Origin of the sequence: Streptomyces sp. NPDC005931 (genome assembly GCF_042871235.1) — a bacterium.
Taxonomy (GTDB): Bacteria; Actinomycetota; Actinomycetes; order Streptomycetales; family Streptomycetaceae; genus Streptomyces.
The window spans coordinates 1-23,272 of the sequence record NZ_JBIAIG010000018.1; the positions used below are offsets into that span (position 1 = coordinate 1).

Below are 23,272 nucleotides of genomic sequence, written 5' to 3' on the forward strand. Positions count from 1 at the left end.
GCTCCTTCATCCCGGTACCCCATGCCGAGCCGGTCACTGATGGGGAGGGCTGGGTGGTCGGCTTCGACGGCGCGCATGGTCTGGTGCCCTTTCTTTCCCACGACGGGGCCGTGGCCTACGCAGGGCGGGACGGTAGGACATCTGCCGGGTCGAGACCGCTGCCGAGGGCAGCGCGATCGTCCTGCGCAACGCGGCAGGCAGCGACGTGTGGCACGCCACTGCCCAGCCGGGACGCGCGAGCCGGCCCTGCCCTTCCTCGCGCCCGAGGCGGCCTATACATCGTCCACGGCCCTGTCTGGGAAGGCGGTGCGGCCGATGTCGCGCAGGGACTGCGCAGCCAACCGGCTCGGCCGTTTCGCCCGCCTTCGCTCGTCTTCGACGCCGTGCAGGACCCTTGCGACCAGCTGCCGGGGGACGACGGTGACGACGAGGCATGACTGGGAGCAATGTACGTCCTGGCCAGCGACCTCATCGACGCCGAGACACGGGCCGAGTATCCGCTTCTTCAGAAGTGGGCCGTCGCCCGCTTCCGCGGCATCGCCGCAACCCTCATCAGCCGCATATCGGGGAGGTTCGGCCGGCCGCTGCCACTCGAGGAGTCCCTGGCTTTGAGTTCCGGTGACAGCGAACGCTCCTCGACCTGGCTCGTGAGCAGCCGCCTCCTTGGCCTCCAGGAGTACGCGCTGCTGGGCGACGCAGACCTGGAGCTTCAACTCCGGCTTGCCGCCGTCGAACTGTCGTGACTGCCCTGCTCCCGCCATCGCATCCCAGCCCGCGGACTACCCGGCAGGCAGGGCTCCGGCTGGAGGCTGCTGGCCCTGCTTCAGCAGAAGATCCCCATAAGGCCGTTTCCTCCCTCCGTAGACGCGAGCGTGCCTGAACAGCACTCCTCCCACCCGATGGGTGCTCCGAGCAGTAGGTCCCGGCAGGACGGACACGACGTCCTGAGCTGGCTGCCCGAACAGGTCAGCGCCGTCCCACACCGCCGGAACCGCTGCCTGCCTGCCCGCACAGGTGCCGACGTCGATGCCGATACGACTGAGGCGGTCCGCACGGCCGAGCCCACCTCTGGCGACGGTCACCACCACGTCATCGAAGGTGGCGATGGTGGCCCACGCGCGATCGAAGAGGAGCCCCGAGAGCCACGCGTCGTGGGCGTGACGGAGTTCTGCGTAGTCGTCGCGTGTCAACGACATGCACTGCATGCCCTGGTGACTCCTGAATGCCGCGGCCAGCAGCACGTGGGCTTCATCAGGCGTCATCCCGAACCGTTCCAGCGCCGGCCGGCAGGGCCGGGCCAATCCCGGCAACAGCTCCAACGATCACCCCAGTGTGCCGCGTTCACTGAACGGCCAGAGGCGGACGGCGCTGCCGGAGTCATGGCGCTCCTACCGGGGCGGCGGTGAACGGCTCCTCATCACGCAGCATGCCCACAACATGTCGACCGACTGGTGGGTAGCCCTTCGGCGCGCCTCCCCGTGCCTGGGCCTGTCGGCTGCGAGCCGTCGACGCCGGCGTGGGGAAGCCAGACGCGCGGGTGCTGTCCGGGCTCCGTCGGGGTAGGTTCCCGCATGTACGTGAATGAGCGACAGACCAGCTGGTGGGTGGGCGATCCCGGGGGCGGCGCCGATGATGTTCGGGTACTCGGACGGATGGTGGCTGTTGCTGCTGTACCCGGCGTTGTTGTGGGTGCCGTTCGGGCCGTTCGCCATGGTCTCTCTGGGGGTGTGGTGCGCCTCCGCGCCCGGTCGTCGGCCTCGGCTGTGGTCCGTGTTGGTCCCGCTGATCCCGGTGGTCACCTCGGCGATCTTCATGGTCTTTCCGCTGAGCCAGTGGGACCGGCCGGTGCGGGTGGACGGCGCCAAAGATCCACCTGCTCAGTTGGACGACTTCCTCGGCTACCTGGCCGTATATGTCGGGGGCATCACCGTGCTGCCCTGGCTGCTCGGTTACGGGGGCACCCGCTTGATGCGCTTCATACGGAACCTCCGACGTGGCCCGGGGAAGGCTCGCCGGGCACGGAACACAGCGACGGAGGCAGACACGGTGTAGCGGCACGCGGCGACGGATGGTTGGGGAGCCGCCTGCGACGCCGCCATCGGGTCGGTCATGGCCGTCGTCGGTCTGGTGCTGGCGATCTGGTCGGCGTCTGACTATGGGGCGGCGTGCATCCGCACCTCCAACGCCGTCCACGACATGCCCGAGGGCCGCCCGGTGTGGAAGGTCCTGCCGGTGCGGATCGCAGTCACGGTGGTGCCTGATGGTGCTGGCCGTGGTCATTGCGCTGACCGTCGTCTTCGCCGGCGGCCTGGCCCGCCAGGCGCTCGACGTCGGGGGCACCGCGCTGACCGAGTGTCGTCCGCCAAGTGGCCGGTGCTCACCTATGTGCGGAGCTCCCCCTGCTTTTGTCCATGACGCGAGGCGGATGTCTGGACCTGAGTCGGAGTGATTCATGCGGCGTGCCGGTTGGCCCTGGCCAGCGTCGGACTGGAGCCCCACCGCATCCGACACGTGGCCGTTCATGCCTGCTTGGCTTGTCATGCGGCTTTTCGTCACTAGAGTCATTGTTGATGATCTCGGCAAGGCGAACACGACTGGCCGCTCTACACGTCATGGTGATCGACAACGGCAGCGATGCCAGCGTCTCGTCGCAGCGGCATCTGTCTGCTGAGCCGACAGGTGACGGTGACAGCAACGGGTGAGCAGGGCTTGAAGGAGGTGTTCGTCCAACCGCCGCAGAGCGTGATCAGAGGCATCCTCTTCCGGGCGTCGGCGGACGCGAGGTGGTGCGTCGAGCCGCACCAGGGGACCCGCACGTGTGCGAGGCCGATCAGACTGGCCTCGATGATCCGGCTTGTCGACTCCTGGCCCCGAAGACCCGCGTCGCCCTTGAAAGGCTGACCGTGCACGGTGACGAGCAGGCTGCCGGACCCGCTTCCGGCCACACCCGGGGCGCCCAAGCCCGTCTTCCCGGGAGCATCACCCAAAAGAAGAACACATGGTGGTGGCTGCTGGCCACCGGCGCTGGCGTGATCGCCGCCTACGTCGCGGTCAATGCTCCCCTGCGCCACTTGTTCTCCCCAGTGCTGGCGGCCTGCGCCACGGTCGCGATCGTGGCCGGTGTCCGGTGGCACCGGCCGCTACCGGGCCGGCCCTGGTATCTGTTCGCTGCCGGCATGGCGCTGTTCGCGGTGGCGGACGTCATCTTCGGCGCCTACCAGTTCGCGGGCACGCTGGTGCCGTTCCCTTCTCCGGCCGATGTCCTGTATCTGGCGGCCTACCCGTGCTTTGCCGCTGGGTTGGTCAGCCTGATGGCTGCATGGGGCAGCGGCGTGCGCTGGGGAGCCGTGCTGGATGCGGGGATCATCACTTTGGGGATGTCCACCCTGGCATGGGCGTTCATCGTCATGCCCTACCTGCGCGGCCATCTGTCGGCGTTGCCGCTGACGGTCTCCCTGGCCTATCCGCTGGCGGATCTACTGGTGCTCGGCGTGGCCGCCAAACTGGTGTTCGTCTCGGGAGTCCGTCTGCCGGCCTTCGGCCTGTTCGTCCTGTGGGTGGGGGCCACGCTGGTCGCCGACGCCCTGTACTACTCCACGCTCGCCGCGACCGGAGCCCCGGTCGGCGCCGATGTCTCCGCTGTCCTGTGGATGACCTCATACCTGTTCCTGGCTGCCGGCGCCCTGCACCCGTCCATGGCCAGGACAACCCGACAGGTGCCGCGCAGCCAGGAAAGGCTGTCACGCGCCCGCATGACCGTCCTGACCCTGCCCGCCCTCCTCGGACCTGCCTTGCTGATCGCAGACGTCGGCGGCCTGCGCCAGCAGCCCATGCACGCCGCCGCCGTCGCCAGCATCGTGGCCGCTTTGACCGTGCTGCTGGTCGTGCGCATCATGCTCCTGGCACGGTTCGCCGAAGCCCAGGCCGACCACGCCCAAGCCCGCGCCCGTACGGCCGAGGACGCCCTGCGCCGGCAGACGACGCTGCAGTCGCAGCTCACCCACCAGGCCTTCCACGACGCACTGACCGGGCTGGCCAACCGGGCACTGATGTTCGAGCAGCTGGAAGACGTCCTCAGCCGCCCCCAAGCGCCCCGGAACACCGCCCTGCTGCTGATCGACCTCGACCATTTCAAGGACATCAACGACAGCCTCGGCCACCCCGTCGGCGACGAGCTCCTCATCACCGTCGGCCACCGGCTCCTGGGTACGGCGCGCCGCAACGACACCGTTGCCCGCCTGGGCGGGGACGAGTTCGCCGTCCTGGCCGAGGACCTCAAAGAAACCTCGGCCGAAACCTACGCACAACGGTTCCTGGACCGTTTCAAGCAGCCATTCGGCGTCTCCGGCCATCGCAGCGTCTTCATCACCGCCAGCATCGGCGTCGTCGCCGTCACCGAACCGGCTACGGCCAACGACGCCCTGCGTGACGCGGACATCGCCCTCTATGCGGCCAAGGAACGCGGCCGCAGCCGTGTGGAGCTCTTCGAACCGGCCATGGGCCTGGCGCAGCAAGCCCGGGCCCGTATCGCGCAGGACTTGCGCTACGCCCTGCCCCGCGACGAACTCACCGTGCACTACCAGCCGGTCATCCACCTACCCACCGGAGAGGTCACCAGCGTCGAGGCCCTGCTGCGCTGGCAGCGCGGCGGCCGCTCCCCCACCCCGCCCGAGGTGTTCGTGCCCGTCGCCGAGGAGACAGACCTGATCCGTCCCATCGGCGCCTGGGTGCTGCGCGAAGCCTGCCGCCACGGTCGGCGCTGGCACGACACCGTTCCGAAGGCCGAGGCCCTTAACGTGGCCGTCAACGTCTCCGGCCGACAGCTCAAGGACCACCGCTTCCCAGACATCATCCAACAAGTCCTGCGGGAAACCGGGTTTCCCCCGACCTCACTGGTCTTGGAGATCACCGAAAGCACCCTCGTCACCGACGCCGAAACCACCTCCACCCACATCCGCGCACTGCGTGACCTCGGCGTACGCATCTCCATCGACGACTTCGGCACCGGATACTCCTCCCTCGCCTACCTGCGCGACCTCCCGGCCGACATCATCAAAATCGACCAGCGCTTCGTCCTGCGAGGCGGCAGCAATGCCGACAACAGCCTCATCCAGGCCATCCTCCACGTCGGACACGCCCTCGACCTGGACGTGATCGCAGAAGGCATCGAAACCCCCCACCAGGCCGAGCGGCTGCGCTCACTCGGCTGCCCCCACGGCCAGGGCTTCTACTACTCACCACCCCTGGCCCCCAAAGCACTGGAGGCCTACCTCACCACCCAAGCCATCCTCACACCCACCAACCCACAGCCATGACCATGGCATACGGCACACACGACCACGGGGCCCGTGTCGACCGAGCGACGTACCGGCACCCGACAGCACGCCAGCCACTACGCCGCATCACGGTTGCCGCTCGGCGGGCGCAAGCGGGGTCGGGCAGGTCACACCTGCCGGGCCGCCGGCCCTCGGCTTCGGCCGCTGCCGTCGGACAGCAGGCTTCCGTCGGCCGGGAAGCGGCCGCCGCTGCCCGGCCGAACAGGCTTCTGGCACACGCCGCCACCGAGGTGTGCGAAGTCGACCACTTTCTACGATCGTGCCGGCCAGACCAGCGCCTGGGCGACGATGACGCTCTCACCGTTGAAGGTGACGGCGGGACCTTCGTGCAGTTCGTAGCCGAGACCAATCGCTTCACTCACGCGCTGGCAGAACGTGGCGTCGTCGGCACCGGTCAGGACTCGGTAGATGGGCAATCCGTCTGGTGGTGTGCTCATGGGGAGAAGGATCGCAGAGGGACCCGCTCATTGAGCCACCTGCTTTGGCGGCACGGACAGAGCGGGATTTGGGCATGCTGGCCGCCAAGGCACGGCTCGCGTGAGGCATACAAGCAGGGCCCGCGGCCCCTGTCGTCGTCCCGGCACGCACCGCGGACACATGATCATACGCCAGACCATCTCGGGCGGCCCGCAGCCGGTTCAGCGAAAGCAACCACGAACCAGACCTCGGCCGGCCAGTGTGGCCTGAGAATGGCCGATGTGGAAGGCGCCCAGATCAGCCAGTTGAAGATCGCATGCGCCGCGAGCTGCCTTTGCGGATCCCCGCCACGATGGGCAGCGCCCCCCGTGCTGGGCCGCCCAAGCGTAGCGGCCCCGGCGCCCCTTCGCGCTCAGCGGTGGAGGTAGATGCGGATCGTGGTGCCGCTTGAGCTGGTGTGCAGGCGTACCAAGTCGGCGAGGTGGTTGACCATCAGCAGGCCGCGCCCGCCTGGCTTCCCGGGCTCGGCGGGGCGCCGCCCTGCCAGCGGATCGGTGAGCTGGCCTGTGTCATGGACCTCGCAGACGATGTGTTCGTCCTCGGTCCAGAGCCTCAGTGTTCCTGATCCGGCGCCGTGGACGACGCTGTTCGTGGTCAGCTCCGCCACCGCCAGCGCCAGATCCTCCAGCAGCAGCCCGGACAGGCCCAGCTGCCGGCCCTGCTCCACCGCGAAGTGCCGCGCCTGCGGCAGCGTTGCGGGGGCGAACTGGTAGTGCGCAGCGCCTGGCGGCTGCGGCAACGGCTGGTTGTAGCGGGCGACGATCTCCTCGGGACGGTAGTACTGGGAGGCGGCCTCGCCGTGCTCGTCGATGACCAGGGGGTGGGTCGCCCACGCGTCGGCGAGCACCCGTTGATCGAGTTTGTCGGCGTCGTACGGGCACAGGATGCTCACCTCGCGCCCTGCGAATGCCTGGTTGATCAGCGCCTCGTGCTGCACGCATGCCGGATACTCCGCAGCTGTGCGGCCCGACCAGATCGGCTCGCCGATGATCCGCACACGCCCGGTGGAACCAGCAGGATGTGCATCGGAGAAGGCGCGCAGCACCCAGGGGATGATCCGCCCGGGGTTGCGGCCGGCCTGGGTCATGTCGGTGAAGTGGACCTTTTCGGCGTGCTCGTCCAGCCCATCGCGGATCAGCTGTAGGCGATCCGGCGGTGCGGCTACCGCGACAGGTTCTCCGGCGGCCAGGCCGTCCAGAAGGAATGGCACCGTGCCGGCGACGTACTGGTCGTCGCCCCGGTAGAACAGTGCCGGGTGAACAAATGGATCGAGGGTGGCTGTGTTTGTCACTGTGCTACCTCGATCGCGTCCAGTCCGGGCCAGAGTGTGCCCAGTATGCGTGGCAGCTGCTGCGGCGCCTGGTGCACCACGATCCGCAGTCCGGTAGGGAGGGCCTGGGCTCACATCAGGCCCGCGTCGCGCAGCGCCGTGAGGTGCTGGGACACCGCGGCAGCCGAGAGCCCCGCACGGCTGGCCAGTTCGGTGGTGAAGGTCGGAGTCCCCAGTCCCGTGCCGCGCGCCGGGTAGGGCAGCTGTGGCGGCTCCGGCGGCGCCACACGGGTGAACGGGCTAGGTCCGGTGAAGACCTAGGGGATCAGCAGCAACCCCGCGCCTGCCGTCTCACGGGACAGGGACCGCGGTCGGCGAGCGAGTCGCAACGCGTTGTCGTCCCAGCTCACAGACGGATGCAGATCGTTGAAGAGGTGACCCGCGCCGTACTCGGCGACTTGCCGGCTCCGGTGGAAGATGTCGGCGTCGAGCGTGGCCCGGATCCGTGCCCAGTAGGGCGCAAGCGCCAGTTCCCAGTAGTTCTCGATCTCCTCCGCGACCCGAGACAGGCGGGCCTGCGGGTCGGAGTACAGGCTCAGCGCCCGGGGGCCGAGACGTCCCTGCTCATGCCTCAGCCGGTCGAGGTCCTGGCGTACCTGGGTGCCGGAAACGGCCTGGATCCTGGCCAGTTCCTCCGGCAGCGTGGGGGCCGGCCGGTCGGGTGCCGGGGTGAGGAAATTGGGAACATAGCCCGTGGGCGGGACGAGTTCCGCGAGCCAGCCCCGCTCAAGCCCGACGGCCGCCAGTCGTGGCTCTACCTGCTCGGCCCAGGTCCGGTGCACGGGATGCGCGGAGCCGGACCGCAGCAGCCGAAAACTCGGCCCGACCTCCCACATCGGCGACACGGCAAACCGCATCCGCGCCAGATCACCTACCGAAAGGGCCAGCTCCGCCCGCACAGCCCCTCCCCCGGGAATTCACGTACGCCTTAATCAATGGCCCGGCAGCCTACTTGGTGGACATCATCCCAGGCATGACTTCTCAGACAATCACCGCAGCCGCTTCAGGTACCTGGACGCTTGGCGACCTGCCGGTGCACCGGATCGGCTTCGGCGCCATGCGCCTGACGCAGAACGGCGAGGCGTTCGCGGCCGACGCCGCCCCGAGCGATTGCGGCCGGGTGATCAGCCTGCTGCGCCGCGCAGTTGAGCTCGGGGTGAATCACATCGACACCGCCGCGTTCTACTTCTCCCGCCTGCGCTCGGCCAACGAACTGATCAACCGTGCACTCTCCCCCTACCCGGACGATCTCGTGATCACCACCAAGGTCGGACCCGGCCGGGACCCGTCCGGTCAGTGGCAGCCGCATGCCACCCCCGGGCAACTGCGCGGGCAAGTCGAGGAGAACCTGCGCCAGCTCGGCCGAGACCACCTCGACGTGGTGAACCTGCGCATCATCGGCACCGGCTCCATCGCCGAGCGGTTCGACGCGCTGGCCCGACTCCGCGACGCCGGGCTCATCCGCCACCTGGGACTCTCCAACATCACCCCCGAACAACTCGCCGAGGCCCAGTCCATCGCACCCGTGGTCTGCGTACAGAACCAGTACGGCATCGGCGTGCGTCCCGAGCAGGACCAGTTCGTAAGCGCCTGCAGGGAGCAGGGCGTCGCCTTCGTGCCGTTCTACGCGATCGCCGGCGCCGGACGCGAAGCGGGCGCAACCGGCACCGACACCGCCGAAGTGCTCGCCGTCGCCCAGGCGCACGGGGCAAGCGCGGCACAAGTGCGGCTGGCGTGGACGCTGCACCGCGGCCCACATGTACTGGCCATCCCCGGAACCGGCAACCCCGACCACCTGGCCGCGAACGTGGCCGCCGGCGCACTGCGCCTTTCCGATGATGACATGGCCGTCCTGAACTCCGTTCATCTGAACGGCGCGTGAGCTGCTCGATCCTCGTTCCCGGCATGACGCCGTCGGTTCCAAGCGCGTGCCCCGTTGTCTTCTTCGCGGTCCTGCAAGAGGGCCGCCGGCCTCCGGGCCTGGCATGACTGTTGCTCCTTGTCGGTTGGACGACCTGAGGGGTGCCACCGGGCACGAAGGTGCCGTCGGAGTCGCTGATCAGAGGTTCGACCACTGCCCGGCCGGGCGCAATGCCCGGCCGTAAGCGGGCGGCAGGTCCGAACGTGGATGCGCGCGAACGGCCCCGACCGCCAGGCCAGCACTGCATCGACGCATGCGGGGGAATGGTGAGCGACATCGACGGGGGGTCTCCCTCTGTTCTGGCACGTCCACCAGCCTGTCGATGCTGGAGGCGAGGGACTGCCGGTAGGTCATCCATTCGAGGAACTGTTGCTGGGGCGGGACTGTTTCGGGGGTGGCCAGGAGCGGGGAGGGCGTGGTGTCGACCGTGCTCCAGTGTCTCAATGGCGGTCAGGACCCTGCCCGGGAGGGCAGCAAGGCGCGGTTGCGTTCAGTCCGGGTGGGTCCGGGCCTGTTGCTCGATCAGTTCGCGGCTGGACGCGCACTTCGTCGCCCCTATCGCCCCCCGATGGGGGTCAGGCAGGTGGAGAGCAGATACGTGAAGATGGCCCGCTGCCGGCTCTCATCGGGCTGCCGATCGCTCGAGGTCCGCCATCGGTCCTTAGGGTCGATGAGGCGACTGGCCTGTTCCAGCGCACCGAACATGCGCTCGCGCACCGTGTCTGCGGCCGTGCGGCCCGTTCGCTCGAGGTGGGTAGGTACGTCACCGACTCCCAAGACGAGCAGGGTGGCGAGGGCTTGCTGGACGGTGCCCACCGGCTCGGGGTCATCGTGGTAGTCACGGTCAAGGCCCAGGAAGCATCTGCGGCACGAGCGCGCCCGCCACGTCCACGTGTGTGAATGCCAGCGCCCGCACGGCGGCTGCGGCCGCACGCCGATCGGTCTCAGACGCTCTTCCTGTCCGGGAGGCGGGCCGCACTCCGGCAGGCACCACAAGCGACTCGGGAGGTGGCCGAGCCGGCAGCCTGCCGGTGAGCACGGCGCCCACGGATTGAGGGGACGCTCCAGCCGCCACACGAAGAGCGCTGGCATCCCCGCTTCCGCCTTCCTGGCCCGAAGCGCCGGATTTGCGGCTCAGCCAGATACACCAGGGACCGGATCACCGTCTCATCAAGCTGGTCTGCGTCGCCGGGAGTCAGCAGGTCGGTCAGGCAGCGACCGGCGTCCTCAAGAGGGCCGTGTTTCAAGGTGTTCACGGCCGCTCGCAGGACATCCGCGGCGCACTCGCTGCGGCTCCGGGCCACATGCCGCAGCGGCGTCAGCAACTCCAAGACGTGCACGTCGGCAACCAGGCCCAGAGCCAGTGCCCAGTGGAGCCGGGACCGGATGTGGGCCCGGCTCCACGGCGTGATCCTCGATGAGCTCGGGGCCCGTGGAGAGCTGGACTGGTCCAGGTGTGCGATCGACTCCGACAGCCTCCGGGCGGCAAAGAGCGGCCGTGGACGGGACCCCGGATCCGACCGATCGCGGCAAGCCGGGATCGGAAATCCAGCTGATCGTCGCCCGGAACGGACTGCCCTGTTACTGGGAATCTCCGGCGCGAACATGCACGACAGTCTTGGCCTGGAACCGCTCGTGCGTGGCATCCCGCCCATCCGGTCCCCCGCGGCCCACGCCGCCGACGGCCCGCCACACTGCACGCAGTCAAAGGCTACGACTACGACCACCTGCGTCGCTTGCTACGCCAGCGCGGCATTCGCCACCGCATCGCCCGCAAGGGTATCGAGTCCTCCACACGGCTGTGCCGCCACCGCTGGGTGGTGGAAAGGACCATGTCCTGGCTCGCTGGCTGCCGACGCCTGCACCGCCGATACGAACGCAAGGCAGAGCACTTCCTCGCCTTTGTCGGCATAGCCGCGGCCCTCATCGGCTTCCGCCAACTCACCAAGTGAAAACAACGTCTTAGCTCCCCGAACCGTCCCGGGTAGGGGCGGCCACCGACTCGACGGCTTCGACGAGAGCATCGGCGCCTTCCCAGTTGATCATGTGGCCCGCGCCGGGCACGGTAACCAACCGCGCACCGCGTATGCCCCCGGCCATCCGTTGCGCGTGGAGGGGCGGAGTCGAACGGTCGTCGGCGCCGACCACGACGACGGTGGGCACGGTGATCTCGCCGAGGCGCGGATAGCGGTCCTCAGAGGCGAAGGCCCGCACCACCGGCAGCAACGGGGGGTGGTCCTGCCGTAGGAAGACATCGCGGTAGACAGAGATCATCGCCGGGGACGGCCGACTGCCGCACTGGGCGGCACCGAAGAGGAGCGCGCCGGTTCGCGTGCGCATCCAGCGCTGGATGATGCCGGCTCTGATCAGCGGGATCTGCAGCCGGTTCTGCGGCGCTCCGTCGTAGATCCGGCCCGCCCAGGTAGCGACGAGCACCAGGCCGCGCAGACGCCGGACGACCTCGCGGTGGTCCAGCACCGCACGGATCGCGAGGAAGCCGCCCATGGAGTGGCCCACCAGCACACCGTCCGTGACGTCGAAGTGCTCCAGCACGGCGGCGTAGTCCGCCGACATGGGCCCGGAGCCAACGCCGTCACGGCCGAGTGTGGACCGCTCGTGGCCCCGCTGGTCGAAGGCTATGACACGGTGGCCGGCCGATCGCAGTTCCTCCCAGATCAGATTCCACTCCAGCAGTGAGGCGCCGTAGCCGTGGGCGAGCACGACCGCTGGTCCCTCCCCGGCCACGAGAGCCCGCAGCACCGTCCCGTCCGGCCGTGGAATGAACACCTCTTCGCCTTCGGGCTCCCGCGCGAGCCGGTCCAGCGCATACGGATCGGGGTTCCGCGCGATCCGATCGGCGGCCGCCCGTGCCGCCGCCACACCGACGGCGCCCAGAACGGCGAGGGCGGTGCCGCCCGCTCGTATGCCCCTCATCCCATGCCCCTCCCCGAGCGGATGACTACGGGGAGTCTACGCAGCGTGCCCTGAAGGGAACCGGGAATCGCCCCCCTTCCATCTTCGTTTCCGTTATCGAGGATCCGCCGGTCCGCCGTATCGACCGGGTGTTCACCGTCATGACGCCGACCACGATCACCGACCTCAGCATCACTCGAGCGGGCGGCCACCATTGGCCCGCGCATCCCCTTGGACCAGGCCGTATCCGCCTGTAACCCCCATGCAGGTCCAGTGCGCGGTGGGGTGCGGTGCGCTACCGGCTGCCCGCCACATCGGCGGAGACACCGGTGCAGCTCGGTGAACAGCACCCGTGTCCCGTCGGCCACCAAAGTGATCCCACCTGTCGACATGAGCATGAAGCGCCCATCGCATCCGGCCCGATAGGGAGCGGTCAGCAGCCCGTGGTGGCGTGAAGCGCCCTCTCGAACCTTGGCAATACCCCTGCGGGAGGACCGCTTACATGTTGCCTCCGATGTTCAGCCAGCAGCGGATGGCCCCACCGTCATAGATGACGAGGTAGTCGGCCCTGCCGTCGCCGCTGATGTCCCGGAATGTTGACTTGCTGCCTGGATAACCCGTCTCATGCACGAAATTGAGATGCTCTTCGAAGCCTCCGGCCCCGCGTCCGCCGTTGTTCATGTAGGCGTGGACGGCCCCCTTGGCACCGACCATCAGATAGTCGGCTCGGCGATCGCCGTTCACGTCGGCAAGGCGGAGCTTGTCCCTGGAACCGTAGGAGACGCCGGGCGCCCAGTTCAGCCACTCGACCCACCGGACCTGATACATGTCGCCCGAAGGCAGATTGAGGTAAGCGTGGACAGCGCCTGCGTCGCTGGTGCGCAGGAAATCGTCGCGGCCGTCACCGTTGACGTCCGCATAGCGGATCGCCTCGCGTGGCACACCGGTGACGGGCAGCTTGACCGGCAGGACATACCAACGCATCCGGCCGTCCTCCACTCCCCGGTTCTCGTAGAAGTACAGCTGTCCGTCGACGGGACCCTCCCGCAGCAGATCATCACGGCCGTCACCGTTCAGGTCCGCGAAGTGTGTGCGCTCGCCTCCCCCGGCCACTCCTGCGGTGATGTCGCTGTCGATGTCGACCCAGTCAGGTCTGCCGGGCTCGCCAGGGGTGTTCAACGCGGCGCGCACCGCGCCATCGGAAGTGATCCGGACGTAGTCGCCGCGGTCGTCACCGTTGAGTTCGACGATGTCAGTGCGGCCGTCCGGCGAGCTCATGCCAGGGGCGATCACGCCGAGAGAACGCCAGCCGGCGCCCGCCCTGCTGACGGTCTCGGCGCCATCGGCACACGATGCCGCGGTGCCCGGGACGGGAGGCTTCAGCCAGCCGTCAGCTGCTGCGCGGGCGATGCCCGCCCGGAAGGAGCGGGCCATCTTGCGGTAGCCCTCGTCGTTGGGATGGGAACCGTCGACGTCGGCCGTGGTCACGGCACTCATATCGACCAGGCGGACCGCTTTGCCCTGGGCTCGGCGCTCCGCGACGACCTGCGGGAGCGCGGCGTTGTAGCGGTCGATCCGCTCCTGAAGACCTTCCTTCGTGGACGGTACGAGCGTGGCGACAAGAACGGTCGCCTCGGGCGCGTCCACGAGGATCTGGTCGATCAGGTCGCCCAACCGCTCGGGTGCGGCGCCAAGGTGGTAGTTCTGGTTGATGTCGTTCGTACCGATGTGGAGCGTCACGATGTTGGGCCGGTAAGCCGGGACCGCGCACTCCACCTTGCGGGCTACCTCATCGATCCGCTTGCCCCGGTAGCCCTCGTGATCGGGGTCGTGCATGTCTCCCGACCGTTGGGACCCGACGATGTCCCTCTTCCACAGCAACGAGTCGTCGAGCAGCAGCTCATGCCACAGTGGTTCGCGGTACCCGTTGTTGGCGGAGCTGTTCTGCCCGTCGGTGATCGAGTCACCCACCGGCATCAGCTTGACGTCCAGGTCCAGGTTCAGGGGTGGCGGCTCGGCGCCTGCCCGCATCGCACCGATCGCGACAGCGTAGTGGTCGGGCGCGGCCCCGTTGAGGCGATTCACCGGATGACCCGGAATTCGTGTCGACGACACGGCGAAGTCCAACTCTCCCCCGCTTTGATGAGTAGGCAAGTGCGTCCGGTAGGTCTGGGTCCCCGGAGGGGTGGCAAAGGTTCCCGGCTCCAGGTTGAAGTCAGCCATCACCGTCCATTGCTCACCCCTGCCTCGCCCGTTCACCCAGTTGGCCACCCGCTGCAACATGTCGGCCGAGTCATTGGGGCGACCACCCATCGACTGCGCATGAAAGGTGAAATACCAGTCATTGCCGAACCGCACACCAAGTGCAGGACGCCCGTTCGGGTTCGGTACGGCGTAGACCTCGTCCGCGGGGCGCTGCGTCACCAGGGCAATGTTGTTACGACCGCCCTCGAACGTACCCCCATTTGCATCGGTCTGCAGGAAGTAGACGTCATATGCCTCGCGCCACGGGGTCCACAGATGGTGCTGAACATAGCCCCGCCGGCCCACCTGGGGCAGTTGCGGCTGCACAATCGTCGCCTGCCGCACCCCGGGCGGCTGAGGGCCCACCTCCTGAAGCGCGACGATCTCGGCCATACGGGCGTATCCGGACACTGTCGTCGACCACTTGCTGTCCGCCCCGGATGTGGCGCCCTGGATGTTCTCCTGCACCAGCGGCGTACTGGACAGTGGAGCAGCCACGGCAGGCACAGCGGCCAGCAAGGCGCCGGCAAGCAGTCCCGCAAGCGTGATCAACGCTAAGAAGGTGGCCTGCAGGCGCCTGATTGCACCACCGCCTTTTCTTCTCATGCCCCGCCTTGCCGGGAAGACGGCTGCCCGGATGCCGTCTCGACGCTGCTTGCTTCTTCGTGGCATAGGGCCGGCGAGCTGGCTGTTCCCGGTCAAAGCAGATCAACTCCTGTTGGTCACGGTGGCATGAATCGAGCGCACAACGGCAGCAACTCGAACGGCAGTTCCGGTATTCCAACCACGCCCTCGGCACCCGTGTCATCTGCTGCGCGGAGTTCACCGAATCGCGCCATCGCACCCGCAACGCATGCGAGCGGTCTTCAGCCCGGGCTGCCAACTGCGCAGCACCTTGAGGCCTTGCCCCCTCCACAGACACAACAGCAGTCCCATGACGGCGGGATCACCGCAGTCCAGCCGCTGCCGCCGAGGATCTGCAGGGCGCGTTCTGTGGTGCGGAGGGCGACCTCGCCGGGCCTTGAGCTTGGCCATCGCGCCCTCGGCACGGGGGAGGGACCTGCCGACGCATCATGATGTGGCTGGCGCACCAGGCAAGCCTCGTCATAGCTCAGAAATGCACTGAGGCCCCGTCAAGCGACGGCTGTTAGCCCGCTCTCCGGGAGCAGCTCGAGCATCCGTTCCACCAGCACCACGACGCCGACCACCTCGCCGGCCTCGGACCGGCCGACCCAGACGGGATAAGTGCCGTCCCCTGTCGTCGCGAACGCCACCAGCTCGCCGCCGGAAGTCCGGTCCCGGGTGCGCAGCAGGTACATGGAGTCGTTGTGGTTGATGTCCTCGTACTCGTCCGGGTCCAGATCCGGGTCTCCCTGGACCAGCCCTCTTTCGAAGAGCTCGAGGAGCGGCTCCCAGGCCCCGGCGTCAGCGAAGCAGCCCGTGGCACCGTCGGTGTCGAAGCCGAAGATCCCGTCCTGCCGGAGGAGGCGGGGGTCGTCGTCGGGCCGGAAGGCCATCTTCCAGGTCAGGGCGGGAGTGTCGCTGACGAGCACGCGGACGGCCATGGTGTCCGTACGCGTGACCTGGCTCCCCGCCCATTCGCAGTGGTAGGTGTGACGGGCTTGTGCCTCCTCCAGTGTGTACTCCCCGGGCGGGACCGGGACCGTGAGGCCCCTTGCCGTCGTTGCTGTCCGGGCCGGAAACGGCCAGCAGCCCGCTGGGCACGCGCAGAGTCCCGCTCCGACGCGGCTCCACGACCGTCATCTCGGGGTGGTACCCGTCGGTCACACGGACGCCGGGCCGGAACAGCTCAGTGATCGGCCCAGCTTGCGCGGGGCGGGGCGGACGCCAGCAGGTGGCAGGTGCGAGCCCGCCACTGTTGTCGGTCGTCTCGGCGATCTCGAAGACCGGCGGTTCCGTGAGCCCGTGGACCTGGGCCGAGAGCAGTGGCCACTTCCCGAAGGCAGGCCGGTCCATCCAGCGCTCGTCGTCGCGGACCCCGGGCACGGTGACGTATGAACCCCCGCCCTTGCCCCGGGACTCTTCCGTCCGCCGGCCCGTCCCGTCGGGGAGGAGCTCCACAATGATGCGCGGACACGCCTCGTCGAACTCCGCCATTTCCGGGCCCGTGTAGCTCCAGCCGACGCTGTACCGACGGAGCAGCCGCGCCGGATCGTCCAGCAGCCGCATGTCGAGCTCATAGGTACGACGGCCCTGAGCGTCGTAGACCCACACCCCCACATAGTTGTCCCGCCAGGAAACGAGCCGTACCTCCAGCGGAACCTCCCGGCCCGCCGCCCGGTACACCACCACGTACGGAAGCCCGGCGGCATCCCGCTCACGCGCCTCCCCCACTGATATCGGCCGCCAGAGCAAGCGGGCTTCCAGATCCCACGCTTGCGCGTACTCCACCTCGACCACCATTGCAGTGCCCCGCTCCCGCTCGCTTGCGTGGTGAGATGCAACGTAGCCGCCTGCTGTGACATCGGGTCCACCGGGCCCGGCGGCAGCGTCCCGGGCGCAGCGGGACGAGCCTGCGGTCGGCTTGCAGCACCGACGCACCGCAGCGCCTGCGAGCGGCGTAAGCCGCGACCTGGCGAGAAGCAATCCAGCCCGACAGCCCAGGGCCGGACGACGACATGCCGGCCTGCTGAATCCCGCGCAGCGGTCCCGTCGAAGATGCCGAAGGCGTGCGACACATCGGCTGGAAGGCCGTCCCCGACGGCCCTCTCCTTACGGATCTCCACGGGCAAGTACGGCGGCCGCGAGACGTCCAACCACTCACCATCCACATGGGTGCGGCATGGCACCAGGAACAGGACCAGATCTCCTGTTCCCGCACCGGCGGCAATCGCCACATCGCCCGTCCACACACATCGCACTCCCCAAGCGGATCATCACACGCCTCCGCGCATCACCCCAATCCCGCCACTGGGCGATTGCCCCGCCAGGACAGAACGCTCTGTCAGGCTGGCCCCCACGACTGGGTCGTTGGTGCGTCAGGTCAGGGTCTGGGTGCCGATGGTGCCGAGCAGGGTGAACTGGTCGGCTGTGGTGGTTGCCGGTGGTGCGGAGCAGATGGCGATGCGCAGGTCGTTGCCGGGGACGGTGAGGGTGTCGCAGTCGACGGTGACGGAGCCGAGGTCGGGGTGGTTCACGGTCTTGGTGTCGGTGGTGTGGAACCCGACGGCGTGCGAGGCCCACAAATCATCAAAGCGCTCGCTGGTGCTGCGCAGGCTGGTGATCAGCGCTGCGAGGTGGGCGTCGTTCGGGTAGCGGGCGGAGGAGGAGCGCAGGTCGCAGACGAAGGCGGTTTCGAGCCGGGTCTGCTGTTCGGGGGTGTGGGTGACGCGGGTGGGCAGGTGGGTGAAGTACCGCCAGGCAATGTTGCGTTCCTTGCCGCGCCAGCCTGAGGGGTCGCCCATGAGGGCGGCCCACAACCGGTTGCAGGCGATGAGGTTCCAGGCGGCGTCGTGCACGCTGAGCGGGTTGCTCTGGAGCTGGTCGAGGAGACGCTGGACGCTGGGCGGGACGTGTCGGGAGACCCGGCCCGTGGTGGGGGGTGCCTGGCCGGCGAGCAGGTAGAGGTGGTCTCGTTCGGTCTCGGTCAGCCGCAGGGCTCGGGCCAGGGAGGCCACGACCTGCGCCGAGGGTGAGGTGGAGCGGCCTCGTTTTAGACGGACGACGTAGTCGACGGAAAGGCCGGCGAGTTGGGCGAGCTCTTCACGCCGCAGCCCGGGAGCCCGGCGGACCCGCCGACAGGCAGGCCCAGGTCTTTGGGGCTGATGCGGTCACGCCATGCGCGCAGAACTCGGCCGAGGGCTACGGAATCGTCGCTCACGCCTCCATTGTCGCCCGGCACGGTGCAAACAGCCTGGTACTGGACGACCCCCCGCTCCACAGGGCTCTCCCTGTCCGCCTTGGGGAACCGCAGGCTGAGTCGCATGACAACAGTCACTGTGATCACCGGGGCCAACAAGGGCCTCGGGTTCGAAGCGGCCCGCCAACTCATCGAGCGGGGCCACACCGTCTACGCCGGTGCCCGCGACGCCCACCGCGGCGAGCAGGCCGCCAAGGCCCTCGGGGCCCGTCCACTACTGATCGACATCACCGACGAGGTGTCGGTGACCGCCGCCGCACAGACGGTGCGCGCCGAGGCCGGCTCCGTGGACGTGCTGATCAACAATGCGGGTATCGCCGAGCCGGCGGTGCCGGCCGCTGAGCTGACCGCCGTCCAGATGCAGCAGGTCTTCGACACCAACGTCTTTGGGGCTGTGCGCACCATCCGAGCCTTCCTGCCCCTGCTGCAGGCCGCGTCCCGTCCCGCGATCGTGAACGTCTCCAGCAGTCTGGGCTCGCTGACGATCAACGCCGATCCGGCGGCCCACACCGACATCCTTGCGGCCTGGGCGCCGCTGCTGGCCTACAACTCCTCCAAGGCCGCACTAAGACGTCATCTCATTTGGATCGGTAGCCTGTTGGTCGTGGTTTCGATCGTTGAGCGGCTGGTGCCGGATGAGTTGTGGGAGCTGTTCCAGCGGGTGGTCCCGGAGGCTCCGTCGCGGCCTCAGGGCGGCGGCCGGCGCAGGCATGGTGACCGGGAGGTGCTGGCGGCAATCGTGTTCGTGGCCACGTCGGGCTGCACGTGGCAGCAGCTGCCGTCCGCGTCGTTCGGGCCGTCGGGAGCGACGGCTCACCGGCGCTTTGCCGAGTGGTCGAAGGCTCGAGTTTGGGCAAAGCTCCACCGCCTGGTCCTCGACGAGCTCGGCGCCCGCGGCGAGCTGGACTGGTCCCGCTGCGCGATCGACTCGGTGAACATGCGGGCCCTGAAAAGGGGGAGCTGACAGGCCCGAACCCTGTCGACCGGGGCAAGTACGGCTCGAAGGTCCACCTGATCACCGAGCGGACCGGTCTGCCCCTGTCCGTCGGAATCTCGGGAGCGAACCTGCACGACAGTCAGGCGCTGATCCCGCTGGTGAAGGGGATACCGCCGATCCGCTCCCGGCGCGGACGCCGGCGGCGCAGACCGGGAAAGCTCCACGCCGACAAGGGGTACGACTACGACCACCTGCGGCGATGGTTACGCGGCCGCGGCATCAGGCACCGCATCGCCCGCAAGGGCATCGAGTCCTCGACTCGCCTGGGCCGCCACCGCTGGACCATAGAACGCACGATGTCCTGGCTCGCCGGATGTCGCAGACTGCACCGCCGCTACGAGCGCAAAGCCGAGCACTTCCTGGCCTTCACCAGCATCGCCTGCACCCTCATCTGTTACCGCCGACTCACCAAATGAGATGACGTCTAAACATGCTGACCGCCGTCTACGCGCAGGCGCTCCCGCACATCGGCGTGGTCTCGGTCGACCCCGGCTTCACCGCGACCGACCTCAACGGCCACCGCGGCACCCAGAGCGTCGGGGAAGGCGCGGCGGTGATCGTCGCAGCCGCCACGACCTGCCCCGTCGCGCCCGGCCCCGCCTTCCTCGGAGCCACCGGCCCTGTGCCCTGGTAGCCCCTGCCGCCCTGCTCATGCTGTACGGAACAGGTGTCGCCGACGAACTGCCGGCCCGCAGGCGGAGTTGGTCGACGGCCTCGGCCTGGACCTTCTCACCGTCCAGGACCACCCCTACCAGAAGTCGTTCCACGACTCCCGGATGCTGCTGTCCTGACCGCACGGACGAGGCACGTCAGCCTGATCCCGACGGTCAGCTCATTGCCCCTGTGGCCACCCGCCATGCTGGCCGAGGCCGCCGCGACCCCGAATCGGCTGTCTGCGGCCCGTGTCCGGCTCGGGCTCGGGCACCGGCACTTTCTGGGAGCCATCGAAGCCGTGGGCGACCCCCGCCGCAGTCCGAAAGGGGCCGTCGACGCCTTGGAGGAGGCCCTCACGTCGGGTGGGCGATTGGAGCGGTGAGCCCAGCGCCCGTGTGCGCGGCACACACTCTCGGCTCAGCAGCGTCCGGCCCGGCCACGCACCGAGCCCGCATGGGGTAGTCCGGCTGGGCGTCCACGGTGCGAGGACGCTGTTCCTGATGGGGGCCAGGGCCGACGGCGGGCCCCCTCCCAGGCCCACCTCGGACTCGACGCGATGCCCCGCTGCGGTGAGCCGCATCGACGTCGCCGCCACGGCGCCGGATGCGGTCCAGTGGCGATCCACAAGGTCACAGCATCGCGGGCATGATCCCGCCCGGCTCGGACGGCCCGTTCCGCGGACCCGCCACCCAGTCGACCGAGCACCGCGCAGGCTCAGGTGCACACCGTGGGCATGAAGGTTTCGTCCTGCGGCCCGAACACAACACGAACGGCCCCGCGCCTTCGCCATCGAGGTCGTCCGCGCGGCGCTGGGCTGACTCGGCCACGCAATACTTGGCTAGCCACAGAATGAGTGATAGCTTTTATGTGTCCAGCCACATAAAGAGTGGCGGCACGAGAGGAGTCGTCATGAAGGCGATTGTGTTCGACCGTTTCGGCGGCACTGAAGTCCTGCACGAGGCGGATGTCGAGGTCCCTCAGCCCCGCCCAGGGCAGGTCCGCGTCCGCGTCAGGGCTTCCGGGGTGAACGCGTTGGACGGCAAGATCCGCTCCGGGGCGCTGGAGCACGTGTTCCCGACCCCGCTGCCCGCCGTCCCAGGTCTTGAGGTCGCCGGCGTGATCGACGCCTTGGGCGAGGGCGTGACGGACCTGCAGGTGGGTGATGAGGTGCTGGGCTGGTCGGACACCGGCTCCTACGCCGAGTACGCGCTGGCTACCACCGTGGCCGCCAAGCCCGCGGGTCTCGCTTGGGAGAACGCGGTTGCGCTGCCGGTGGCGGGTGAGACGGCCGAGCGGGCCTTGAACCTGCTGGGCGTCGCCGCCGGGGAAACCCTACTGATCCACGGAGCGGCCGGAGCGGTCGGGACCCTGGCCGTCCAGCTGGCCACCGCCCGCGGAGCACACGTCATCGGCACCGCTGGCGAGGCCAATCAGGAGTACCTCGCCTCGCTGGGGGCCACCGCCACCCGCTACGGCGAGGGCCTGATCGAGCGGGTCCGGGCGCTGGCGCCCGCCGGCGTGGACGCCGTGCTCGACGTCGCCGGCAAGGGTGCCCTGGAAGACTCCATAACCTTGCGCGGCGGCACCGAACGCATCGTCACGCTCGCCGACTTCCACGCCCATCAGCTCGGCATCACGTTCGCCGACGGTCCCCAGGAGCGCTCGGCCGACCGTCTGGCAGCCCTGGCCCAGGCCGCCGCCACCGGGAAGATCGTCACCGCCGTGGCCGCAGCCCACCCGCTCAGCCGGGCCGCCACGGCCCAACAAGTCAGCGACGGCGGGCACGTGCGCGGCAAGCTCGTCCTCACCCTCGACTGACGGTGCCCGCACTCCACGCGACACGCATCTTTCCGATCACCACCCCTCCAACACCGCACCGAAAGACCAACCATGCTGAATTCCCTGTGGACGCCCACCATTCTCGGTGGCACCTCTCTGCCGCATCGCCTGGTCATGGCCCCCATGACCCGGGACCGCTCCACACCCGAAGGCGTGCCCACCGAGCTCAACGCCGAGTACTACGCCCAGCGGGCCTCGCACGCGCTGATCATCACGGAGGGCACCCAGCCATCCCCCGACGGGCAGGGCTACCTTCTCACCCCGGGCATCCACAACGACGAGCAGATCGCCGGCTGGCGCAAGGTCACGGACGCCGTTCACGCGGCCGACGGCCGGATCTTCATCCAGCTGATGCACGTGGGCCGCATCGCCCACCCCGACAACACCCCCCACGGGCGCCAGCCGGTCGCCCCGTCGGCGATCCTGCCCGAGGGCACGATGTTCACCGCGTCCGGCCCCCGAGAGATGCCCACCCCACGCGCACTGTCCACGCAGGAAGTCGCGGCCACCGTCGACGACTTCCGCCGTGCCGCTGCGGCCGCCGTGGCCGCCGGCGCCGACGGCGTGGAGATCCACGCCGCCAACGGCTACCTGATCCACCAGTTCCTGTCCGACAACACCAACCAGCGCACCGACCGCTACGGCGGGTCGATCGACAACCGCATCCGTTTCGCCTTCGAGGTCGCCGCGGCAGTGGCCGACGAGATCGGCGCCCACCGCACCGGACTGCGCATCTCCCCCGGCAATCCGTTCAACGGCATCGCCGAGTCCGACACTGCAGAGCTGTACCCGGCCCTCGTCCGCGCCCTCGCCCCACTCGACCTCGCCTACCTGCACATCATGCACGCGGGCGACGAAGGTCTGTTGCACGCGCTGCGCGCGCTGTGGCCCACCGCGCTGATACTCAACCGCGCCGGCACCGACATGCCCACCCGCGCCAAGGACGTCGACCACGGCACCGCCGACCTCGTGTCCGTCGGAGCCCTCGCACTCGCCAACCCTGACCTGGTCGCTCGGCTACGCTCCAACGCGCCGCTCAACACCCCCGACCCGGCGACCTTCTACGGAGGGGGTGCGGCCGGCTACACCGACTACCCGACCCACACCATCTGAGGAACTGCACCATGCCCGGGCCCACTCCCCATGTTCCCACCACCGCCAGCGGAGGGCAGATGAGTTACGCCATCTTCCAGCTCGCCCGCGCCCACCGCGGCTACGCCGCCGCCATGCTCCGCGAGATGGGCCTGCACCCCGGGCAGGAATTGCTGCTGATGCAGCTGCTCGACCGGGACGGCCAGACCCAGTCCGAACTCCTCGAGAGCGTCGGGCTGGACCACTCCACCGTGTCCAAGTCCCTACGCCGCATGCAGGACGCAGGCCTGCTCACCCGCGAGCCGGCCGCATACGACCGGCGCGTCATGGTCGTCCGCCTCACCGACAAAGGTCGTGCCATGCGCGCACCGATCCGGGCCATGTGGCAGGACCTGGAGAAGACGTCCGCGCGTAACCTGTCGGCGCAGCAGGCCGAGGACTTCGTCCGCACCGCGTACGCCATCGCCGAGGCGATCAACTCCCGTGGCCTCTCCCCCATCGACGACAGCAAGTAGGCACCTGCCCACTTTCGTGCCCCCGGACCCCTGGCCGGGGGCACGCACCCGCCTCCAGTCGGCCATGTGAGGCA

At 68.7% G+C, this 23,272-nt stretch carries 19 protein-coding genes and 4 pseudogenes; 13 read left to right on the plus strand and 10 right to left on the minus strand.

Going from position 1 to position 23,272, the window contains the following annotated elements; all coding sequences use genetic code 11:
- Positions 1–446: 446 nt before the first annotated feature.
- Positions 447–743, plus strand: a complete 297-nt coding sequence (locus tag ACFYOV_RS29590; RefSeq protein ID WP_389092816.1) for a hypothetical protein — start codon at positions 447–449, stop codon at positions 741–743.
- 36 nt (positions 744–779) lie between these two features.
- Here ACFYOV_RS29590 and ACFYOV_RS29595 read toward each other — a convergent pair whose 3' ends face one another.
- Positions 780–1,319 carry a hypothetical protein gene (locus ACFYOV_RS29595; RefSeq protein WP_389092818.1) on the minus strand — a complete coding sequence of 180 codons (540 nt, stop codon included), beginning with the start codon at positions 1,317–1,319 and terminating at the stop codon, positions 780–782.
- 262 nt (positions 1,320–1,581) lie between these two features.
- On the opposite strand from ACFYOV_RS29595, the gene ACFYOV_RS29600 reads away from it, so the two are divergent.
- The 3 genes and pseudogenes from ACFYOV_RS29600 to ACFYOV_RS29610 all read left to right on the plus strand — a co-directional run bounded on the left by ACFYOV_RS29600 (position 1,582) and on the right by ACFYOV_RS29610 (position 5,315).
- Positions 1,582–2,052, plus strand: a complete 471-nt coding sequence (locus ACFYOV_RS29600; RefSeq protein WP_389092820.1) for a hypothetical protein — start codon at positions 1,582–1,584, stop codon at positions 2,050–2,052.
- Between the two features lie 36 nt (positions 2,053–2,088).
- Positions 2,089–2,379 (plus strand): annotated as a pseudogene (locus tag ACFYOV_RS29605) (YhjD/YihY/BrkB family envelope integrity protein); the annotation flags it as partial.
- 437 nt (positions 2,380–2,816) lie between these two features.
- On the plus strand, positions 2,817–5,315 hold the full coding sequence (locus ACFYOV_RS29610; RefSeq protein ID WP_389092822.1) for an EAL domain-containing protein: 2,499 nt from the start codon (positions 2,817–2,819) through the stop codon (positions 5,313–5,315).
- Between the two features lie 272 nt (positions 5,316–5,587).
- On the opposite strand, the gene ACFYOV_RS29615 is transcribed toward ACFYOV_RS29610, so the two are convergent.
- The 4 genes from ACFYOV_RS29615 to ACFYOV_RS29630 form a co-directional block, all read right to left on the minus strand.
- Complete coding sequence (locus tag ACFYOV_RS29615) at positions 5,588–5,773, minus strand: DUF1737 domain-containing protein (RefSeq protein ID WP_389092825.1); 186 nt, start codon at positions 5,771–5,773, stop codon at positions 5,588–5,590.
- A gap of 392 nt (positions 5,774–6,165) precedes the next feature.
- Positions 6,166–7,104 carry an anti-sigma factor RsbA family regulatory protein gene (locus ACFYOV_RS29620; protein ID WP_389092826.1) on the minus strand — a complete coding sequence of 313 codons (939 nt, stop codon included), beginning with the start codon at positions 7,102–7,104 and terminating at the stop codon, positions 6,166–6,168.
- Positions 7,105–7,214: 110 nt separating this feature from the next.
- Entirely contained in the window at positions 7,215–7,370 is a 156-nt protein-coding gene (locus ACFYOV_RS29625) for an ArsR family transcriptional regulator (RefSeq protein ID WP_389092829.1), read from the minus strand.
- 30 nt (positions 7,371–7,400) lie between these two features.
- Positions 7,401–8,000 carry a hypothetical protein gene (locus ACFYOV_RS29630; protein WP_389092831.1) on the minus strand — a complete coding sequence of 200 codons (600 nt, stop codon included), beginning with the start codon at positions 7,998–8,000 and terminating at the stop codon, positions 7,401–7,403.
- A 116-nt stretch (positions 8,001–8,116) separates the two neighbouring features.
- Here ACFYOV_RS29630 and ACFYOV_RS29635 point away from each other — a divergent pair, with 116 nt between their 5' ends.
- Together ACFYOV_RS29635 and ACFYOV_RS29640 are read left to right on the plus strand one after the other, a co-directional pair.
- The gene (locus ACFYOV_RS29635; RefSeq protein ID WP_389093022.1) at positions 8,117–9,025 is read left to right on the plus strand and encodes an oxidoreductase; all 909 of its coding nucleotides are present in this window, start codon (positions 8,117–8,119) and stop codon (positions 9,023–9,025) included.
- A gap of 1,410 nt (positions 9,026–10,435) precedes the next feature.
- Positions 10,436–11,016 (plus strand): annotated as a pseudogene (locus ACFYOV_RS29640) (IS5 family transposase); the annotation flags it as partial.
- A gap of 10 nt (positions 11,017–11,026) precedes the next feature.
- Here the strand turns inward: ACFYOV_RS29640 and ACFYOV_RS29645 are convergent.
- The 5 genes and pseudogenes from ACFYOV_RS29645 to ACFYOV_RS29665 form a co-directional block, all read right to left on the minus strand.
- Complete coding sequence (locus tag ACFYOV_RS29645) at positions 11,027–11,998, minus strand: alpha/beta fold hydrolase (protein WP_389092833.1); 972 nt, start codon at positions 11,996–11,998, stop codon at positions 11,027–11,029.
- A 477-nt stretch (positions 11,999–12,475) separates the two neighbouring features.
- Positions 12,476–14,773 carry a GDSL-type esterase/lipase family protein gene (locus ACFYOV_RS29650; RefSeq protein ID WP_389092834.1) on the minus strand — a complete coding sequence of 766 codons (2,298 nt, stop codon included), beginning with the start codon at positions 14,771–14,773 and terminating at the stop codon, positions 12,476–12,478.
- Between the two features lie 581 nt (positions 14,774–15,354).
- A complete protein-coding gene (locus ACFYOV_RS29655) occupies positions 15,355–15,858 on the minus strand; it encodes a DUF4241 domain-containing protein (RefSeq protein ID WP_389093024.1) in 504 nt (167 codons plus the stop codon).
- Positions 15,859–17,220: 1,362 nt separating this feature from the next.
- On the minus strand, positions 17,221–17,859 hold the full coding sequence (locus ACFYOV_RS29660) for a transcriptional regulator (protein ID WP_389092837.1): 639 nt from the start codon (positions 17,857–17,859) through the stop codon (positions 17,221–17,223).
- Between the two features lie 6 nt (positions 17,860–17,865).
- Positions 17,866–17,955: pseudogene (locus tag ACFYOV_RS29665) on the minus strand (transcriptional regulator); the annotation flags it as partial.
- Positions 17,956–18,165: 210 nt separating this feature from the next.
- Here ACFYOV_RS29665 and ACFYOV_RS29670 point away from each other — a divergent pair.
- The 7 genes and pseudogenes from ACFYOV_RS29670 to ACFYOV_RS29700 all read left to right on the plus strand — a co-directional run.
- Positions 18,166–18,576: pseudogene (locus ACFYOV_RS29670) on the plus strand (SDR family NAD(P)-dependent oxidoreductase); the annotation flags it as partial.
- A 138-nt stretch (positions 18,577–18,714) separates the two neighbouring features.
- Positions 18,715–19,514, plus strand: a protein-coding gene (locus tag ACFYOV_RS29675; protein ID WP_389093026.1) for an IS5 family transposase whose coding sequence is annotated in 2 segments (ribosomal slippage) — positions 18,715–19,063 and positions 19,063–19,514 — 801 coding nt in all. Because the reading frame shifts where the segments join, the coding sequence is not laid out codon by codon here.
- A 14-nt stretch (positions 19,515–19,528) separates the two neighbouring features.
- On the plus strand, positions 19,529–19,732 hold the full coding sequence (locus ACFYOV_RS29680) for a hypothetical protein (RefSeq protein ID WP_389092839.1): 204 nt from the start codon (positions 19,529–19,531) through the stop codon (positions 19,730–19,732).
- Between the two features lie 201 nt (positions 19,733–19,933).
- A complete protein-coding gene (locus ACFYOV_RS29685; protein WP_389092842.1) occupies positions 19,934–20,134 on the plus strand; it encodes a hypothetical protein in 201 nt (66 codons plus the stop codon).
- A 527-nt stretch (positions 20,135–20,661) separates the two neighbouring features.
- Complete coding sequence (locus tag ACFYOV_RS29690; RefSeq protein ID WP_389092844.1) at positions 20,662–21,570, plus strand: NADP-dependent oxidoreductase; 909 nt, start codon at positions 20,662–20,664, stop codon at positions 21,568–21,570.
- A 72-nt stretch (positions 21,571–21,642) separates the two neighbouring features.
- Positions 21,643–22,704 (plus strand): alkene reductase, encoded by a 1,062-nt coding sequence (locus ACFYOV_RS29695; protein ID WP_389092846.1) that lies wholly within the window; start codon positions 21,643–21,645, stop codon positions 22,702–22,704.
- An 11-nt stretch (positions 22,705–22,715) separates the two neighbouring features.
- The gene (locus ACFYOV_RS29700; RefSeq protein ID WP_389092849.1) at positions 22,716–23,198 is read left to right on the plus strand and encodes a MarR family winged helix-turn-helix transcriptional regulator; all 483 of its coding nucleotides are present in this window, start codon (positions 22,716–22,718) and stop codon (positions 23,196–23,198) included.
- Positions 23,199–23,272 lie beyond the last annotated feature (74 nt).

What these genes read in the sequence shown, in the direction of transcription:
- ACFYOV_RS29690 (WP_389092844.1), top strand. Translation starts at nt 20,662, where the DNA reads ATGAAGGCGATTGTGTTCGACCGTTTCGGCGGCACTGAAGTCCTGCAC.
- ACFYOV_RS29615 (WP_389092825.1), bottom strand. Translation starts at nt 5,773, where the DNA reads ATGAGCACACCACCAGACGGATTGCCCATCTACCGAGTCCTGACCGGT.
- ACFYOV_RS29635 (WP_389093022.1), top strand. Translation starts at nt 8,117, where the DNA reads ATGACTTCTCAGACAATCACCGCAGCCGCTTCAGGTACCTGGACGCTT.
- ACFYOV_RS29700 (WP_389092849.1), top strand. Translation starts at nt 22,716, where the DNA reads ATGCCCGGGCCCACTCCCCATGTTCCCACCACCGCCAGCGGAGGGCAG.
- ACFYOV_RS29695 (WP_389092846.1), top strand. Translation starts at nt 21,643, where the DNA reads ATGCTGAATTCCCTGTGGACGCCCACCATTCTCGGTGGCACCTCTCTG.
- ACFYOV_RS29630 (WP_389092831.1), bottom strand. Translation starts at nt 8,000, where the DNA reads ATGCGGTTTGCCGTGTCGCCGATGTGGGAGGTCGGGCCGAGTTTTCGG.
- ACFYOV_RS29600 (WP_389092820.1), top strand. Translation starts at nt 1,582, where the DNA reads ATGAGCGACAGACCAGCTGGTGGGTGGGCGATCCCGGGGGCGGCGCCG.
- ACFYOV_RS29590 (WP_389092816.1), top strand. Translation starts at nt 447, where the DNA reads ATGTACGTCCTGGCCAGCGACCTCATCGACGCCGAGACACGGGCCGAG.
- ACFYOV_RS29645 (WP_389092833.1), bottom strand. Translation starts at nt 11,998, where the DNA reads ATGAGGGGCATACGAGCGGGCGGCACCGCCCTCGCCGTTCTGGGCGCC.
- ACFYOV_RS29680 (WP_389092839.1), top strand. Translation starts at nt 19,529, where the DNA reads ATGCTGACCGCCGTCTACGCGCAGGCGCTCCCGCACATCGGCGTGGTC.